This is a genomic window from Streptomyces beijiangensis (genome assembly GCF_017315755.1).
GTDB classification, from domain to species: Bacteria; Actinomycetota; Actinomycetes; order Streptomycetales; family Streptomycetaceae; genus Streptomyces; species Streptomyces beijiangensis.
In genome coordinates this window covers 1-3,181 of the sequence record NZ_JAFLRJ010000434.1, presented here as the reverse complement: position 1 = coordinate 3,181, position 3,181 = coordinate 1, and the positions used below count along the sequence as shown (strand labels likewise).

5 protein-coding genes are annotated in these 3,181 nt (G+C 72.7%); 3 read left to right on the top strand and 2 right to left on the bottom strand.

Features of this window, described 5'->3' with window-relative positions:
* Window positions 1-114: ATP-binding protein (locus J0695_RS46395; protein ID WP_505383619.1), on the top strand; the 114-nt coding region annotated here is incomplete at its 5' end.
* Between the two features lie 22 nt (window positions 115-136).
* Here the strand turns inward: J0695_RS46395 and J0695_RS33840 are convergent.
* Window positions 137-673, bottom strand: coding sequence for an SUKH-3 domain-containing protein (locus J0695_RS33840; protein ID WP_206968594.1), 537 nt, complete (start codon window positions 671-673; stop codon window positions 137-139).
* 10 nt (window positions 674-683) lie between these two features.
* Window positions 684-1,211, bottom strand: a complete 528-nt coding sequence (locus J0695_RS33835) for a YwqJ-related putative deaminase (protein ID WP_206968593.1) — start codon at window positions 1,209-1,211, stop codon at window positions 684-686.
* Between the two features lie 236 nt (window positions 1,212-1,447).
* Here J0695_RS33835 and J0695_RS33830 point away from each other — a divergent pair, with 236 nt between their 5' ends.
* Window positions 1,448-2,446, top strand: coding sequence for an SMI1/KNR4 family protein (locus J0695_RS33830; protein WP_206968592.1), 999 nt, complete (start codon window positions 1,448-1,450; stop codon window positions 2,444-2,446).
* A 7-nt stretch (window positions 2,447-2,453) separates the two neighbouring features.
* Window positions 2,454-3,181 (top strand): SUKH-4 family immunity protein (locus J0695_RS33825; protein ID WP_505383618.1); only part of this gene is annotated, 728 nt, incomplete at its 3' end.

Genomic DNA, 3,181 nt, shown 5'->3' with positions numbered 1-3,181 from the left:
GGGCTCGTGGGGATGCGGGAGCGGGTGACCGCGCTGGGCGGGGTGTTCGTTTCCGGGGTGACGGACTCCGGGGGGTTCCGGGTCTCCGCCGTACTGCCGGAGCGGGCGGCCTGACGGCAGCGTGAGGGCCGGCTGATCAGTCCGAGGTCAGCCGGATCGGCTGCACACCGGTGAGCAGGGTGGTCAGCGCCCGGTCGATGTCGGGCCCCAGATACCAGTCGCCGGTGTGGTCGACGCTGTAGATCCGGCCCTCGGTGTCGATGGCGAGGACCGCCTGGGCCTCGCCCTCCTCGCCGAGCGGGGACAGTTCCGTGGAGAGCGCGCGGCCTAGATCGGCGAGCGTACGGGCGAGGTGCAGCCCGCGGAGCGGGTCGAAGCGGATCTCGGCGGGTGCGGTCTGCCGGCCGAGACCCGGCGAGGTGATGCTGAGGCCGCCGAACTCCGCCCAGGCCTCGACCGCCGCGGGGAACACATGGTGCTGGTGGCCCCCGGGCGAGGCGTACTCGCGCAGGGCGTCGGCCCACTGCTCCGCCTGGCGGATGTCCCAGCGGCCGGGCTGCCAGCCGGCTTCGCGCAGGGCGCTCTCGACGGAGGCCGGGAAGCGGGCCGCCGAGACCGCAGGCGCGGTGGCGGCGGAGGCAGTGGAGGAGGGCGCGGCGGTGGCGTCGTGCATCGGGTGGTGCTCAGCCCTTCTCGGCGGCGTCGGTGGCGGGGTCGACCGCGCGGACGCCGAAGTGGGCGAGCATGGCCGTACAGGTGCGGCAGGGCGGTGCGTAGCTGCCGTGCAGCGGGTCGCCGTCCTCGCGGATGCGGCGGGCGGTGATCTTCGCGTGTTTGAGGGTACGCCGGGCCTCGCCCGACGTGAGGGGTTTACGGGCAGCCCGCTTGGAGCGCGAGGAATCGGCCGCCGCGAGGTGGCGGGAGAGCAGGATCGCCTCGGGGCAGCGCCCGGTGAAGCGTTCGCGCTGGCCGCTGGTGAGGGTGTCGAGGAAGTCCTGGACGAGGTGGTGGAGCGCGGGCGGCTGGTCGGCCTTGCCCGCGGTCGCGGTGAGGGTGTCGGCTCCTCGTACGGAAAGCGCGGCGGCGACCGTCGGCAGGATGCCGTCGCGGCGGTGGCGCAGCGTGGGAGGAGGGGTGGCCGCGCTGCCCCAGTTGAGGCGCGGGTCACCCGCTGTGGTCATGGCCGCCGGCGATGGTGGTGCGCTGTTCATGGTCGTACCTTCCCTCCCACTTTGCTGCAAGCCCCCGAGTTGCAGGGGGCCAGCCTGCCAAACGTGGCCGTGGATAAGGAAGCTGGGGCCGCGGATCGCGTGTTGGACCGGGTGCGGTTTCGGCGCTGGGTCACGCCGGTGTGACGGTTCGTTACGGAAGCGGAGGGGCGGTTCTCCCCCTTGCCCGACCGCATAGGCTGTGGTCAACACGCCGGACGCAGCAGGGGGCAACCGCCATGACGACAGGTCGGCTCGGGCAGCAATCCGCGCCACCGAACGCGGCCTATGCCGGGCAGGTCGTGAACTTCCCGGACCCGGTCCGGGCCGCGCGCCACCCTCGGGGTGTGCGGGTGGACAGCGACGGCTACCCGGTTCTCGCGCCGTACGCGCGCGCCGCCGCGGAGATCGCCGACCCTCCGGAGGGTTTCGGCGTCGACGAACTGAGGCTGACGGATTACGTGTCCGCCAATGCCGCGATGGCCGCCGACGGGCACGAGCTGTGGGGCACGATCCCCGCGGTCGCCACTCCGCACGGCTGGACCTGGCACCACGTACCCGGTACGCGGCGTCTCGAACTGGTCCCCGTGGAGGTCAAGGCGCTGCTGCGGCACCACGGCGGCATCGCGACGGCCACCGTCGACCACGCCAAGCGCGGGACGCGTCCGCTGCAGGAGACCAGGCCGGTCCACTTCAACGTGCCCAAGGGCGCGGTGGCCGTGACCGAGCAGCAACTCCTCGGCGCGGAGGAGGACCTGGGCTGCCGGCTGCCCGGTGCGTACCGCTCGTTCCTCAAGGCCGCGGGCGGGTGCGCGCCGGTGGGTGCGGCGCTCGACGCGGAGCTGGGGCTCCTGGTCGACCAGCCGTTCTTCACGATTCGTGACGAGGCCGCGGTCAACGATCTGGTGTACGTCAACAAGTGTCTGCGGGACCACCTGACGAAGGACTTTCTGGGCGTCGCCTTCGTCCAGGGCGGTCTGCTCGCGGTGAAGGTGAAGGGCGGCGACGCCGGTTCGGTGTGGTTCTGCGCGTACGACGATGTGCGGGACGTGGACGCCGCGTGGTCGCCCGCCGAGCGGGTGGAGCGGCTGCTGATGCCGTGCGGTGAGGACTTCGACGCGTTCCTGGCGCGCCTGGCGGGCAATCCGCCGGAGCTGGAGACCGTGGCGAATCTGATGGTGGACGGCGGCTTCGCGCACGCCGTCCCGGTTGTTCCGGCTGTTTCGGTGGGGGAGTGAGCTTCCGATGGTGACCTTCGCGCAGGCGCAGGAGCGCGCGGAAGAGTGGGTCAACGGGGACGTGCCCTCGTATCAGCACCGTGAGGTGCGGGTGCGGGAGTTCGAACTGGGTTTCGTGCTGTGGGCCGAGGACCGCGCGGACGGGCCTTCGGGCGGCGGCGGGCGTCAGCGGCTGGTGATCGCGCGGGACAGCGGTGAGGCGACGCTGTGGCCCGGGCTGCCCGTGGGTGAGGTCATCCGTCGGTACGAGGAGGAGTACGGGGTGCGGGACGCGCCTCCGGCTGCTGCTTCCGGCGCGCCGCAGCGGGTCGATCTGAACCAGACGTCGTTCCTGCTGTCGCCGCCGGAGTGGCTGCAGGACGTGGCGGACAGCAAGGCGGGGATCGGGGCCGCAGCTGAGCCCTCCGATTCCGCACCCGGTGCGTCCGGTGTACCCGGTGCGTCCGGGTGGCCGTTGTCCGGGGACTCGTCCGCCGGGATGCCCTCGGCCGATGTGAGCGCCTCGCCGTCGTCCTGGCCGAAGGCGGGGGTGCCCGAAGGGGCGACCCCGTGGGCCGGGACCGACACCAACTCCGCTCCTGGCTCGGACGCCGGATCCGTACCGCTGCCTGCCACGGTGTTCGCGCCGCCGCTCGCCGGGTCCGACGAGGACGACAGCCCTGCGTCGAGCGTGAAGCGCGATGCGCCGACCTCGCTGCTGCGGGGCGGCAGTCAACTGCCGCCCCGCAGCAGCGA